This is a genomic window from Parabacteroides sp. PF5-9 (assembly GCF_029893105.1).
In the GTDB taxonomy this organism is placed as follows: Bacteria; Bacteroidota; Bacteroidia; order Bacteroidales; family Tannerellaceae; genus JARXWG01.
In genome coordinates, this window is record NZ_JARXWG010000003.1 from 134,644 (window position 1) to 148,684 (window position 14,041).

Sequence of the window (14,041 nt, forward strand, 5' to 3'; positions counted from 1 at the left end):
GTCCTTTTTTTCTCTGGAAGGAGGATTTTTTCAGACCTGCAAAAATAGGCAAGAGAAAATGATAATCAACCGATCTGTCAAAAATAAACTCCCAATCACTAGCGTATTCACCAATAGCTTCACCCTCGGTGTCAAATAGGAGATTCTCGGAAGGGGTCAATTGACAAAGTGTAAAAACTGACAGTTTGTAATGGAGTTCATTTAAGGTGAGAGTGGGGGAGAAAGGCAATCACCGGATTATTATGAGTATGGATGATGAGATGCAGTTTGCTTATTTGGATTTGGGAGAATTACTGGATTAAAGGTTATGACAGTATTATTCGACATATATTCTGAGATAAACTATGAAGGTGACCCCATTAAAGGATCTGCCGATATGTAGTCAATATGCTCTTTTGCGTTCTCAAAGTGGATTTAGACAACCCTCTAACAAAAAAGTTTCCCGTATGATTTGCAAAAAAAGAGATCTGTATGTTGAAAAACATTGTAATTCGAAATAATATATTAAAAAATTCTTTCTAATCGCTTATCATGTGATTAAAAGCATTACTTTTGTGGCTTGTAATTAGTTGTAAAAGAAAAAGAATGGATAAAGTAAGTTATGCACTGGGGTTAAGTATTGGAAATAATTTTCTGAACTCAGGCATCAAGGATCTTCAGACGGAAGATTTTGTAAAAGGGTTGAACGATGTATTAGCCGATGCAGAGCCGGCGATTAGTTATGATGAAGCGAAAGAGGTCATTAACGACTATTTCGTCAAATTGCAGTCGGAGAAACTGGAAAACAATAAAAAGGCAGGTGAAGAATTTCTGAAAGTCAATAAACATAAAGCTGGTGTGGTAGAACTACCCAGCGGAATGCAATATGAAATATTGAAAAAAGGAGACGGCCCGATACCGACAGCAGCCGATAGTGTGAAGTGCCATTATCATGGAACATTAATAAACGGGACTGTTTTTGATAGTTCTGTAGAGCGGAATCAACCAGCTGTTTTTGGTGTAACTCAGGTGATTCAAGGTTGGGTAGAAGCCCTACAGTTAATGCCTGTCGGATCGAAATGGCGTTTGTTTATCCCTTCGGGTTTAGCTTATGGAGAACGTGGAGCAAGCGAACTGATTGAGCCGAACAGCACATTGATCTTTGAGGTGGAATTGTTAGAAATCGTAAAGCAATAATAAATAGAAAGTTTAAGAAAATGAAAAAATTAGGTTTGTTGGCAGCGATCGCTGTTGTTGGTGTAGGTGTATTTACCACATCTTGTAATTCAAGAAAAAGTGCACGATTGAGTAATAATGTTGACAGTGTAAGTTATGCACTTGGTTTGGCCAATGGTGATGGATTCAAGCAGAACTTGACGACTGTTCCTGGAGATCCGATTAATGTGGATGATCTTCTGGTCGGTTTTATTGCCGGGATAAAAGGTGATTCTAGTTCATATAAGATGACCGTAGAAGAGGCTCAGGCGTATATCCAAAGTTATTTTATGCAGGCTCAGATTCGTGAATCAAATAAAGCGAAAGAAGAAGGCGATGCCTTTTTGGAAGAAAACAAAACAAAAGACGGCGTGATCACAACAGAAAGTGGTTTGCAGTATAAAGTTGAAAAAGAAGGCACAGGAGCAAAGCCAACAGCAAACGACCGTGTAAAAGTACATTATACCGGTACATTGCTTGACGGAACAAAATTTGATAGTTCAATTGACCGTGGCGAACCAGCAGTCTTTGGCGTGCAACAGGTGATTCCGGGATGGACTGAAGGATTGCAGATTATGCCTGTCGGTTCGAAGTATATTTTCTGGATCCCTTCAGAGTTGGCTTATGGTGAAAGAGGTGCAGGTGCTGATATTAAACCGAACAGCACGTTGAAGTTTGAGGTAGAATTACTTGAAATTGTCAAAGAATAAGCGTTAAGGAACGAAAATTCCGAATAAATAAGACGGGCAAAATATGTCAAAAAGCATATTTTTGCCCGTTTTTCTTTTTATAAAGGAGTATTTTCTTTCATAATGTTAGGTTATTTAAAAATATTGCGTACTTTTGATAGGTGAATCTAATATCATATACAAAACAAATTACAGATGGAGAAAATAGACAAATTGGACAGGCAGATACTTAACATTATTTCTAAAAATGCCCGAATACCATTTAAAGATGTCGCTGAAGAATGTGGAGTATCTCGTGCAGCCATTCATCAACGTGTGCAGCGTATGATTGATATGAATGTGATCGTAGGATCGGGTTATCATATTAATCCTAAGATATTAGGCTATAACACCTGTACTTACATCGGTGTGAAACTGGAGCGTGGCTCCATGTACAAAGATGTAGTTCCTGAATTTGAAAAGATACCGGAAGTTGTGGAATGTCATTTCACTACCGGACCCTATACGATGTTGATTAAATTGTATGCCAAAGACAATGAACATTTGATGGAGTTGTTGAATACAAAGATTCAGGAAATACCTGGAGTTACAGCTACCGAGACATTGATTTCACTGCGTCAGAGCGTGAAGCGTGAGATCCCGATTTGTAAAGAAGAAAATAAATAACCGAATAGTCGATAGATGAAACCCGGCCTACTGAGTAGTGCCGGGTTTTATTGTTTTCTGTAGGTTATTCTTATCTTTGAATTAATAAATCGAAGATAGGACACGCCTTGGCAGAAACAAATACGTTTGCTTCTACACTCGGCTTTCACTATCTTTGTAGAAGTTAGTATAAGCCGAAATGGCTGGATATAATATGCGTAAAGGGAAATGAACAGATCTCAGATAATTCTTTTATTGTTGTGTTTTTTAGGCTCATTCCAACTGTTGGGAGGAGAGAGTTTTTGCTTCAGGGTCTATTTAAAGGATAAAGGCAATAGTGGTTATTCGATAGACCATCCTGAGGAGTTTTTATCACAAGAAGCGATTGAGCGCCGGCTCCGGCAGGAGAAAGGGGTGGATGTTTCGGATTTGCCGATTGCAGAGGCGTATCTGGACGCTCTTCGGGAGATCGGCTGCGAACCGGTCACACAAAGCAAATGGTTGCAAACAGTCGTTGTGGCAACAAGTGATAGTCTGCTCTCAGAGCGGCTGACGGATTTGTCTATTGTCGATTCTGTCAAATGGATCTGGAAAGGAGAGCGGGAGCATCTGACAGATAATCGCCATGACACATCTGTTATAGAACCGCAGACTGAGCCGATTAAAGCGTATTACGGTTATGCAGAAGCACAAATCAAAATGTTGAATGGGATCAAACTGCATCAGAAAGGGTATACAGGCGAAGGGATGCGTGTGGCGGTGATTGATGCCGGATTTAAGAATGTGGATCGTATCAGTTTATTTGATTCATTGAGGATTTTAGGCACTCGGAATATTGTATTTCCCGGTGAAAATGTGTTTTTTGGAGATGATCATGGCACCAAGGTTTTGTCTTGTATGGCAATCAATCAGCCAGGGATGATGGTCGGCACAGCGCCTTTGGCCTCTTACTTATTGATTAAAAGTGAAGATATACGATCGGAATATCCGGTGGAAGAGGATTATTGGGCTGCGGCAGTGGAATATGCCGACAGTGCCGGTGTCGATGTGATTACAAGTTCACTGGGCTATTTCCGTTTTGATACGGAGGGATTGAATTATACGTATGAGGATCTGAATGGACAGACTGCTGTCTCGAGCCGGATTGCATCGATGGCGGCAGAGAAAGGAATTCTTCTTTTCAGTAGTGCGGGAAACGAAGGGAATGGCTCATGGGAAAAAATAACCGTGCCGTCGGATGTTGCAGATATACTGACTGTCGGTTCGATCACATCCGATAAAAAACGGAGTGGTTTTAGTTCGATGGGACCGACGGCTGATGGTCGGGTGAAACCGGATGTGGTGGCATTGGGAAGCAGTAGCTGTGTGGTTGATGCCACTGGTGATATCCGTCAGGCGAGTGGTACTTCTTTTGCAACTCCTATTTTGGCGGGTCTTGGCGTTTGTCTATGGCAAGCTTGCCCTGAGTTGAGTAATCTGGAACTTATCGAATTGATCCGACATGTCTCCAGTCAATACCGACGGCCGGATATAGAGTTGGGTTATGGTATTCCTGATATGTATAAAGCGTATAAATTACACCGAAAAAATGCATCCAGACATTGATTTTAATTTACCAGCCGTCCGCGAAGAGTTCTCTCTTTCAGAACTGAATATCCGGATCAAAAAAGCGATACAACACGCTTTTCCTTCTACCGCTTGGGTGAGGGCAGAGATGAGTGATGTACGGGCAAACGGTGGCTCCGGACATTGTTATCTTGAGTTTATTGAGAAAAATCCGATCACCGGACAGATGGTGGCTAAAGCGCGAGGAGCGATATGGGCGAAAACATTTCGGATGTTGAAACCTTATTTTGAAAAGGAGACGGGGCAGGCTTTTGCATCCGGGCTGAAAGTATTGGTGAAGGTTTCTGTCGATTTTCATGAATTGTATGGATATAGCCTTACCGTTCTTGATATAGATCCCGCCTATACATTGGGTGATATACAGCGAAAGCGGATGGAAATCATTGCTCAACTGAAAGAAGAGGGTATTTTTACGCTGAATAAGGAGTTGCTATTTCCTGTTCTACCCCAACGTATAGCGGTAATAACCTCTCCTACGGCAGCAGGATATGAGGATTTTCTCAATCAACTGATATCCAATAAAAGCGGGTATCCGTTTTATGTCAAATTATTTCCGGCGATTATGCAGGGAGATAAAACAGAGGAGTCTGTTATTGCGGCATTGGATCGTATAAATGAATATATGGACTATTTTGATGTGGTGGTGCTTATACGTGGTGGAGGAGCAACTTCCGATCTGAATAGTTTCGACTCTTACTTATTGGCTGCAAACTGTGCTCAGTTCCCGTTGCCGATCATTACAGGAATAGGGCATGAACGTGATGATACAATTCTGGATATGGTGGCTCATACGCGTATGAAAACACCGACAGCTGTAGCTGAGTTTCTTATTGGACAGATGGATCGGGCGGCGTTGGAGTTGACCGGATTGCAGCAGGAAGTTTCGTTGCGCGCAACGGATATTCTATTGAAACAGAAAAACGGGCTTCAATTAATCGTCAGCCGGTTGCCGGGTATGGTGACCAACAGGATTGAGAGAAACCGGACAAGCCTACATACGTTAACCGGGAAATTACCGGCGGTGGCTTCGGGCTTGTTTATGAAACATAGTACGACTTTGGAGATGCTTCAAACGCGCTTGGTAGAGAAATCGCTTCAGCTGTTGTCGGAAAAACAGAAGCAGCTGCAGTTGGATGAACAGTATGTCCGGATGGTATCACCCGATTATGTATTGAAACGGGGATATAGCTTAACCTTAAAAGCGGGTAAAATTATAAAAAGAATAGACGATCTCGCTGTGGGTGAAGAGTTGGTTACTCGTTTGGCTGAGGGGGAATTTTCGAGTATAATCACGCGGAAAGCACATTTTACGGAAAAAGAGAAATAACATAGAAAATAGAATAGAAAGATGATAGAACAGAAAGAGTCCTATATCGAGGCCATGGAGAAACTTCGAAAAATTGTAGCTGATATTGAAGGGAATGAGTTGGATGTTGATGTCTTATCGGACAAGGTCAAAGAAGCGACCCGGTTGATAAAACTGTGTAAAGAGAAACTGTATAAAGCAGACGAAGAGGTTAAAAAAATATTAGAAGAACTGGATCAATGAAAAAGTATGTCATTGTTGTAGCGGGAGGGAAAGGCCTTCGTATGGGATCGGACTTGCCGAAGCAGTTTATTCCCGTAGAGGGGAAACCGGTGTTGATGCATACCCTGGAAGCCTTCTATCAGTGGGACGAATATGTCGACATTGTATTGGTATTGCCGGAAGAGCATCGGGAGTATTGGCATATGTTGTGTAAAGAGATCGGATGTAAGACCTCTCATCATATCGTAAATGGAGGGGATACGCGTTTTCAGTCGGTGAAAAACGGACTTAATTTCTTGTCGGAGGAATTAGGCGTTCAGCCCGATTGCAAAGAAAAGGCATTGATCGGTGTTCATGACGGGGTGCGTCCTTTCCCGGCACCTGAAGTAATTACGAACTGTTTTGATAATGCGGAGCAGGAAGGGTCTGCTGTTCCGGTGATACCGATTGTAGACTCTATGCGTGAAAAAAACGAAGAGGGGACACATTCGGTCGACAGAAATCAATTCTATATTGTTCAAACACCTCAGGTCTTTCGGAGTGATTTGCTTCTTCAAGCTTATCGACAACCTTGTTCTTCTGATTTTACCGATGATGCAACAGTGGTTGAAGCCAGTGGACATTCGATATTTATTGTGCCGGGAAACAGAGAGAATATCAAGATTACAACACCTTTTGATCTGTTGATGGCCAAAGCGTTATACCCTTATTGCCGAAAAGAATAAAAAATGCTTGAACTTGCGAAACGCTCGATCACTTATTTGCCGGGGGTAGGTCCGAAAAAGGCAGAAATTCTTCAGAAAGAAGCTGGAATATCTTCTTTTGAAGATTTACTGTATTATTTCCCTTATAAATATATTGACCGGAGTCGTTTTTATAAAGTGGCAGAAGTTTCGGGAACAATGCCTTATATCCAGTTGAAAGGACGTATTCTTTATTTTGAAACGGTTGGAGAGGGGCGTACACGACGTTTGATAGGGAAGTTTACAGATGGAACAGGCACAATCGATCTGGTTTGGTTCAAAGGGCTGAGTTTTGTGACTTCCAAATATTTACCAGGAAATGAGTACATCATATTCGGTAAACCGACAGAGTTCGGGCATATCGTCAATATACCTCATCCTGATGTTGATCCCATTGAACAGGCCAGTCAGGTGGCGGGTGGATTGACGCCTTTCTACAACACCACAGAGAAGATGAAAAAGGCTTTTCTGAATTCACGTGCAATACAGAACCTCCAATATACCTTATTAAGTTTGTTGAAATGGCAGCTGCCGGAAACGCTTTCGGCAGACATTTTGCAGAAGGTCGGGATGATCTCTCTCCCAGAAGCGATGCGGAATATCCATTTCCCGGAATCTGCGGAGAAATTGAAAGCGGCTCAGCTACGTTTGAAATTTGAAGAATTGTTTTATATCCAACTGAATATTCTTAAAACCTCAACTCTGCGCAAGTCAAAACTTAAAGGAATTGTGTTTCCGACAGTGGGGGCGTTTTTCAATACGTTTTATGCACATTATCTGCCGTTTGAATTGACCCATGCACAAAAACGTGTCGTTAAAGAGATTCGTGGTGATATGGGAAGCGGTAGACAGATGAACAGATTGTTGCAAGGAGATGTAGGAAGTGGAAAAACCTTAGTGGCTTTGTTGGCTATGTTGTTGGCTGTTGATAATGACTGTCAGGCGTGTATGATGGCACCTACGGAAATATTAGCCAATCAGCATTATGTGACGGTGATGGGTTTTTTAAAGGATATGGATGTTAAGGTCGCTTTGCTCACCGGATCCACAAAGAAGAAGCAGCGAAATGAGATACTGCCGGCGATCGCTCGCGGCGAGATACAGTTGGTGATCGGTACACATGCGCTTATTGAAGAAACAGTTGTTTTTCATTCATTGGGATTGGCTATTATAGACGAACAACACCGTTTTGGTGTGGAGCAGCGATCGCGATTGTGGATGAAAAATGCGATGGTTCCGCATGTATTGGTTATGACGGCAACTCCTATTCCCCGGACTTTGGCCATGACGTTATATGGTGATTTAGATGTCTCGGTGATCGATGAATTGCCTCCCGGACGAAAACCGGTACAGACACTACACCGCTACGATAATAAAAAGGCTCAATTGTATGATTTTTTACGCAAACAGATAGAACTGGGACGTCAGGTTTATGTGGTCTATCCATTGATAGAAGGAAGTGAAAAACTCGATTACAAAAATCTGGAAGAAGGTTTTCAGGTATTTAAAGAGGTCTTTCCCGAATATACTGTCTGCATGGTTCATGGCAAGATGAAAGCGGCGGATAAAGAGCAGGAAATGCAGCGATTTATATCGGGTGAGGCGCAGATACTTATGGCAACTACCGTGATAGAAGTCGGTGTAAATGTGCCGAATGCAACAGTGATGGTCATTGAAAGTGCCGAACGGTTCGGCTTGTCGCAGCTTCATCAATTAAGAGGACGTGTCGGACGTGGGGGTGAACAGTCGTATTGTATTTTAGTCTCTTCCTATAAATTGAGTAATGATACCCGAAAGCGACTTGAGATTATGGTGAATAGTACTGACGGGTTTGAAATTGCTGAGGCTGATTTACGGTTGCGTGGACATGGTGATCTGGAAGGAACACGGCAGAGCGGGGAGGGTATCGATTTGAAAATTGCTAACCTGGGTGCGGATGGACAAATCCTTCAATATGCTCGGGATATTGCACAGCAGATATTGAACGAAGACCCGGAATTATCGGATGAAACGCATCGGATATTGAACGAAAGGTTGAAGTCGTTGTACAAAAAAACGGTCAACTGGGGAATGATCAGCTGATATGTTATAAAACATTGTTTTTTATAATGTGTTGACTCATAGGCGTATTATAAATATTTAATATTCGGGGTGTATATGTTTTAGTATTTTTTTAAAGGAATAGTTTTTGCCGCTTTATCTAAAATCCCGAACTTTGTCTGCTTATTAACAAACCGAACCAATGGTTTGTTTCTCTTTCTTTCTGAAAAAAGCGTGAATATATCAAAATGAATATAAAGAAATTACTTGTTCTGGCTTGTACTGTTTGCCTGACTGTTGCGGTATCTGCTCAGGAGAATAAAACCAAAGAATCCACAGATATTACTCCTCAGACTCAGTTAATGGATGAGCGTGTGTCTGAGTTAATGGCTGATCGTGTCGGCATTAAAAAAGATATTGCGATAAAAGAGTTGATCCAACTCGATGAAGAAGCGGATCTTTTAAGTCATGAATCGTTAATGTTTCCGGCGGATGAATTATACAATTCTCATTGGGAAAATCAATATGTAAATCCGTTTCGGAATGGAGGTGTGGAGTTCCCGGATTCGTGTGAAATAGATTGTTCTACATTTATATTACCGATCGACAGCGAGATCAAAGTGACTTCCAAATATGGAATCAGACGGCGGCGTATGCATCGGGGAATTGATTTGAAAGTTCAGATTGGTGATACGATTCGTGCGGCTTTTGATGGAAAAGTGCGTATTCGTAGCTATGAACGGCGGGGCTATGGCTATTATCTGGTGGTTCGCCATCCGAACGGACTGGAAACGATCTATGGGCATCTCTCTAAATTTCTTGTAGAAACCAATGCTATTGTACGTGCAGGAGAACCGATTGCCTTAGGCGGAAATACCGGTCGCTCAACCGGATCTCATCTCCATTTTGAAACTCGTTTCTTAGGACAGGATATTAATCCGGCGGAGTTGATTGATTTTGTAAATGGAGTGCCTCATCAGGATTCATACGTATTTAGAAATATCAAAATCAACGGAAAGAAATCCAATATATATACTTCAGGCATGAATCAAATGGTTTATCACCGGGTTAAATCGGGTGATAATCTTGGGAAGATTGCCCGTATGTACGGAACGACTGTCGGTGAACTTTGTCGGTTGAACGGCATAAAAAGCACGGCTGTTTTGAGAATTGGACAAGCCATACGTTGTAGTGCAGGAATGGAAGTGGAACCTCAAAAGGCGACAACCAAACAGGAGACTCCTTCAACGGCGACTGTTAAAACAACTACTGTGGCTGCCAGAGCCGAGGCTGTCGCTTCTGTTTCAGAAAAGACGAATCAGACACAGGTTAACAACGACCCCGTCTACCATCGGATTAAATCCGGGGATACCTTAGGAGGTATTGCCAGAAGGTATGGGGTAAGTGTAAGTAAGCTGTGCGAGCTGAACGGAATTACCAAAACGACTATTCTACGTATAGGCCGTTCTATTCGTTGTTCATAAAGTTAATGTTGACTCTTCTTTTATCTTTCTGAATGGATGTGTTCATTTAGGAGATTATCCCTATATTTGTGAACATAGGATGCGTCTTGGATAAAATCTCAAGCAAGCTTGGCTTTTATCTCTCGGCTTTCACTATATTTGTATTAAATATGTAAATGTTGCGTGAATAGTGAAGCCTACTTTAGCGCTTACCGAGATGTTTCCCTGTTAGTTTCTGAATTATGTCTGATACAAATATACAATTTGAACAACTGATCGCTCAATGTCGCGAACTCTTCGAGAAAAAGTTGAAAGATTATGGTCCTTCTTGGCGGATTATGCGTCCGCAATCTGTTACCGATCAGATTTTTATTAAAGCCAACCGGATCCGAAGTCTGGAGATCAAAGGCACGAGTAAAGTCGATGAAGGGATTCGTCCGGAGTTTATTGCTATTGTCAATTATGGGGTGATCGGATTGATCCAGTTGGAGTTGGGTTTTGCCGAGACAACGGATATAACCGGTGATGAGGCTTTAGCCTTATACGATAAATATATCACAATAACGAAAGAATTGATGTATGCCAAAAACCATGACTACGATGAGGCATGGCGAAGTATGCGTATCAGTTCGTATACCGATCTGATCCTGATGAAGATTTACCGGACAAAGCAGATAGAAAGTCATAATGGGAAGACGATTGTCTCTGAAGGTATTGATGCCAACTATATGGATATGATTAATTATGCGTTGTTCGGACTGATCAAACTGGAATACGGCGAATGATGAAAACAAAAGATGTCGTTTTGAAGGTTCTGGTAGAGTTCTCACGGTTATTAATCGGAGTCGTTTTTATTTTTTCCGGTACTGTTAAAGCAATAGATCCGATGGGAGGGGCGATTAAGATCGGTGAATACCTTTCTGCATTCGGATTGGATTTTCTTCACGCTTTTTCGACATTACTTTCCATTAATCTTTCGGCCATAGAATTTACACTTGGAGTCTCTGTCCTTTTAGGAGTATATCGTCGATATGCTTCTTTTTTCACATTGGTTTTTATGGCTTTAATGACTCCGCTGACTTTATATCTGGCGTTGTTTGATCCTGTATCCGATTGCGGTTGTTTCGGAGATGCTGTTATTCTGACGAATTGGGAAACGTTTTATAAGAATGTTGTATTATTAGCTGCAGCAATTCTTTTATTTATCCATAATCAACGGATGTTACAACTCTATACCTTTAAAGTTTATTGGTTTGTTGCTTTGTACGCCTATCTTTTCTGTGTGGTGTTTGCTTATTGGAATTACAATCATTTACCTATGATTGATTTCCGTCCATATAAGTTAGGTGCAAATATTCCGGAACTGATGAGTATTCCTGAAGGGGCTCCCGAAGATGAGTATAATTATTCGTTTATTTATGAAAAAGAAGGGGTGAAGCAGGAGTTTTCATTGGAAGATATACCTACAGCAGATAGTTCCTGGGTGTTTGTGGATGCTAAAACAACACTGGTCAAAAAAGGGTATGAGCCTCCGGTCGCAGCATTTAATCTGTATACATCGGAAGATGACCTGGAAGTTACGGATAGGATACTTGATGATCCGAATGGGGTGTTGTTGTTAATTGCTCCGAAACTGGAAGAGGCGGATGATTCACGGATCGATGAAATAATCACTATTTACGATTATGCATTAGAAAATAAGATCACCTTTTATGGGGTTACGGGTTCCTCCTCCGATGTTGTTGTCGATTGGACGAATAATACCGGAGCCGAATATCCGTTTCTGATCGCTGATGCCGAATTATTGAAAACAGTTATCCGGTCGAACCCGGGATTAGTATTACTAAAGAGCGGTACGATTCTGGGTAAGTGGCACTATAAGGATATTCCTGAAGAGGAAGAGGTCAAAGAAGTGATGGAAGAATCTTTATCCGGTCTTACCGTGGTAAAAAAGAAAGAAGATGATCCCTCCTTGGTTATTATTTTAACTTTTACCTTACCTTTGTTGTTCGTTTGGATGTATGATTATTTCCGCAACCGGCGACGTAAAAAAGAAGAATGTGCCGCATCCATAGAAGAGGCGCACATTTAAAAGAAATCTATTGTATCACATAAATAAAAATAAATTGACTTATGAGAAAGAACATTATTGCAGGTAACTGGAAGATGAACACAACACTTCCTGAAGGTCTTGCATTGGCAAAAGGGTTAAATGAAGCATTAAAAGGAAAAACACCGAATTGTGATGTGGTGATCGGAACACCGTTTACACATCTGGCAAGCATCGCAGCCGCTATCGATACAACTAAAATAGGTGTTGCAGCAGAAAATTGTGCCGACCAAGAAAAAGGTGCTTATACAGGTGAAGTTTCTGCAGCAATGGTTGCTTCAACCGGTGCAAAATATGTAATTCTCGGTCACTCGGAAAGACGTGCCTATTACCACGAAACAGCTGAAATATTGAAAACAAAAGTAGGTTTGGCATTAGCCAACGGCTTAACACCGATTTTCTGTATTGGTGAGGTATTGGAAGAAAGAGAAGCTGGTACTCATTTTGAAGTTGTTGATGGCCAGATTAAAGATTCATTGTTTGAACTTTCTCCGGCAGATTTCGGAAAGATCGTATTGGCTTATGAGCCGGTATGGGCTATCGGAACAGGCAAAACAGCAACATCCGATCAAGCGGAAGAGATGCATGCACATATCCGTGCGACATTAGCTGCAAAATTTGGGAATCAGTTGGCTGATGATTGCACCATTCTGTATGGTGGAAGTATGAATGCCGGAAATGCAAAAGAGTTGGTATCCAAACCAAATGTAGACGGCGGTTTAATTGGCGGTGCATCATTGAGCGTTGAGAATTTTATGCCGATTATAGAAGCTTTTGATAAATAAGCAAGTATATCAAGGAATTAAGAAGTCGTAAAACACTTCTTAATTCCTTTCATTTTTTTAAGGTTTTACTAAGTATGAGCTTATGAAACGATTCTTTTCAATTCTTATTCCAGTCATAATTATTCTTTTCACCAAGGTTACAACACTTTCGGCTCAGGGACCATGGGCACACGAAGACGATCGTTCTATCTTTGAGGCACTCCAGCGGGTGGAGTCTGGAAAAGGTGAAGTGATTATAAATCAACCTTTCGCTTTACGGAATATGGTAGGGCGTCGCCAGGAAGGACAGAATGTAGAGACGACCGATGGATCAACCTATTTGAACTTACAAGGGTATCGTGTTCAGGTCTTTTCCGGAAACGATCAGCGTGTCGCTAAAGATGAAGCATTTAAAAAAGAAAAAGAAATTAAGGAATTGTATTCACATATACCTACTTATGTTACCTATACCGCTCCTTTCTGGCGTTTACGTGTTGGCGACTTTCGTTCCAATGAAGAAGCCTACCATCTGTTGCGTTTATTGAAAGAGGCCTTTCCTTCTTATGCCAAGGAGATGTATATTGTCAGAGAAGATATAAAACTTCAGTTGTATTAACGAATTTGACTGATATGACCAAAATAACCGAGGAACAGCTAAACGCCAAAGAAGAGTTAGTTTCTCATTACAAACACATTATTGAATTGTTAGGGGAGGATGTGACGCGTGAAGGTTTACTGAAAACCCCTGAACGTGTAGCCAAAGCCATGCAGTTTCTGACAAAGGGGTATGGTGAAGATCCTGAGGCGATACTTCGTTCTGCCATGTTTAAAGAAGAGGGTTATAAACAGATGGTCATTGTCAAGGATATCGATTTCTTTTCACTTTGTGAACATCATATGTTACCTTTTTTTGGAAAGGCTCATGTTGCCTATATCCCTAAAAAATACATTACCGGTTTAAGTAAGATTCCCCGTATCGTAGACATCTTTGCCCGGCGCCTACAGATACAGGAGCGAATGACCATGCAGATTAAGGAATGTATTCAGAACACCCTTGATCCTTTAGGTGTGATGGTCGTTATCGAAGCGCAACATATGTGTATGCAGATGCGGGGAGTAGAAAAACAAAATTCACTGACTACCACATCTGATTTTACCGGTTTCTTTGATCAGGCAAAGACGCGCGAGGAGTTTATGAATCTGATAAAGAATTGAGTTTTAATAAACCCTTTCGTCTGC

General features: G+C 41.4%; 14 protein-coding genes. All 14 read left to right on the top strand.

Going from position 1 to position 14,041, the window contains the following annotated elements:
• Positions 1 to 585 precede the first annotated feature (585 nt).
• The gene (locus M2135_RS02930) at positions 586 to 1,176 is read left to right on the top strand and encodes an FKBP-type peptidyl-prolyl cis-trans isomerase (RefSeq protein ID WP_280747095.1); all 591 of its coding nucleotides are present in this window, start codon (positions 586 to 588) and stop codon (positions 1,174 to 1,176) included.
• 20 nt (positions 1,177 to 1,196) lie between these two features.
• Positions 1,197 to 1,904 (top strand): FKBP-type peptidyl-prolyl cis-trans isomerase, encoded by a 708-nt coding sequence (locus M2135_RS02935; RefSeq protein WP_280747096.1) that lies wholly within the window; start codon positions 1,197 to 1,199, stop codon positions 1,902 to 1,904.
• 174 nt (positions 1,905 to 2,078) lie between these two features.
• Positions 2,079 to 2,549 (top strand): Lrp/AsnC ligand binding domain-containing protein, encoded by a 471-nt coding sequence (locus M2135_RS02940; protein WP_280747097.1) that lies wholly within the window; start codon positions 2,079 to 2,081, stop codon positions 2,547 to 2,549.
• A 207-nt stretch (positions 2,550 to 2,756) separates the two neighbouring features.
• Entirely contained in the window at positions 2,757 to 4,133 is a 1,377-nt protein-coding gene (locus M2135_RS02945; protein WP_280747098.1) for a S8 family serine peptidase, read from the top strand.
• Positions 4,117 to 5,481, top strand: coding sequence for an exodeoxyribonuclease VII large subunit (gene xseA, locus M2135_RS02950; RefSeq protein WP_280747100.1), 1,365 nt, complete (start codon positions 4,117 to 4,119; stop codon positions 5,479 to 5,481). The genes M2135_RS02945 and xseA overlap by 17 nt, the downstream gene beginning before the upstream one ends.
• Before the next feature lie 21 nt (positions 5,482 to 5,502).
• Positions 5,503 to 5,703 carry an exodeoxyribonuclease VII small subunit gene (xseB, locus tag M2135_RS02955; protein ID WP_280747101.1) on the top strand — a complete coding sequence of 67 codons (201 nt, stop codon included), beginning with the start codon at positions 5,503 to 5,505 and terminating at the stop codon, positions 5,701 to 5,703.
• A complete protein-coding gene (locus M2135_RS02960; protein ID WP_280747102.1) occupies positions 5,700 to 6,407 on the top strand; it encodes a 2-C-methyl-D-erythritol 4-phosphate cytidylyltransferase in 708 nt (235 codons plus the stop codon). Before xseB ends, M2135_RS02960 begins: the two co-directional genes overlap by 4 nt.
• A 3-nt stretch (positions 6,408 to 6,410) precedes the next feature.
• Positions 6,411 to 8,507 (top strand): ATP-dependent DNA helicase RecG, encoded by a 2,097-nt coding sequence (recG, locus tag M2135_RS02965; protein WP_280747103.1) that lies wholly within the window; start codon positions 6,411 to 6,413, stop codon positions 8,505 to 8,507.
• 206 nt (positions 8,508 to 8,713) lie between these two features.
• Positions 8,714 to 9,949 (top strand): peptidoglycan DD-metalloendopeptidase family protein, encoded by a 1,236-nt coding sequence (locus tag M2135_RS02970; RefSeq protein WP_280747104.1) that lies wholly within the window; start codon positions 8,714 to 8,716, stop codon positions 9,947 to 9,949.
• A gap of 221 nt (positions 9,950 to 10,170) precedes the next feature.
• The gene (locus tag M2135_RS02975) at positions 10,171 to 10,713 is read left to right on the top strand and encodes a DUF1599 domain-containing protein (RefSeq protein WP_280747105.1); all 543 of its coding nucleotides are present in this window, start codon (positions 10,171 to 10,173) and stop codon (positions 10,711 to 10,713) included.
• Positions 10,713 to 12,020, top strand: coding sequence for a BT_3928 family protein (locus tag M2135_RS02980; protein ID WP_280747106.1), 1,308 nt, complete (start codon positions 10,713 to 10,715; stop codon positions 12,018 to 12,020). The genes M2135_RS02975 and M2135_RS02980 overlap by 1 nt, the downstream gene beginning before the upstream one ends.
• Before the next feature lie 41 nt (positions 12,021 to 12,061).
• A complete protein-coding gene (tpiA, locus tag M2135_RS02985; RefSeq protein WP_280747107.1) occupies positions 12,062 to 12,823 on the top strand; it encodes a triose-phosphate isomerase in 762 nt (253 codons plus the stop codon).
• An 82-nt stretch (positions 12,824 to 12,905) separates the two neighbouring features.
• Positions 12,906 to 13,418 (top strand): SPOR domain-containing protein, encoded by a 513-nt coding sequence (locus M2135_RS02990; protein WP_280747108.1) that lies wholly within the window; start codon positions 12,906 to 12,908, stop codon positions 13,416 to 13,418.
• A 14-nt stretch (positions 13,419 to 13,432) separates the two neighbouring features.
• Positions 13,433 to 14,017, top strand: a complete 585-nt coding sequence (folE, locus tag M2135_RS02995) for a GTP cyclohydrolase I FolE (RefSeq protein ID WP_280747109.1) — start codon at positions 13,433 to 13,435, stop codon at positions 14,015 to 14,017.
• Positions 14,018 to 14,041 lie beyond the last annotated feature (24 nt).